We start from the raw sequence: 288 nt of genomic DNA on the forward strand, positions 1-288 counted from the left end.
GTGATGGTGTCGATGTCGAAGAGGTTGCCCGCGCCGCCGGTGAAGACGAGGAACAGCGGCCCGGACGCCGAACCGGTCAGCGCGGTCGAGACGTCCTGGAAGTTCTCCCAGCCGCCCGTCACCGGCACGCTCACCGAACCCAGCAACGTCCCGGACGCCGAACCCGAACGCACCTGGATCGTCCCGCCCACACCACCGGAGGAGACCCGCGCCGCGAACGACCTCGCACCGGCGGTGTCCACACCGGCATAACCCGCCCAGTCACCGTTGTCCACGTAACCCAGCGTC

Annotated in this window: 1 protein-coding gene; it reads right to left on the bottom strand. The window is 69.1% G+C overall.

The window, feature by feature from the left end; genetic code table 11:
- On the bottom strand, positions 1–275 hold a 275-nt coding region (locus FAF44_RS54050; protein ID WP_237111238.1), incomplete at its 3' end, for a carbohydrate-binding protein.
- Positions 276–288: the final 13 nt, after the last annotated feature.

The organism is Nonomuraea sp. MG754425, from assembly GCF_021699195.1.
Taxonomy (GTDB): Bacteria; Actinomycetota; Actinomycetes; order Streptosporangiales; family Streptosporangiaceae; genus Nonomuraea.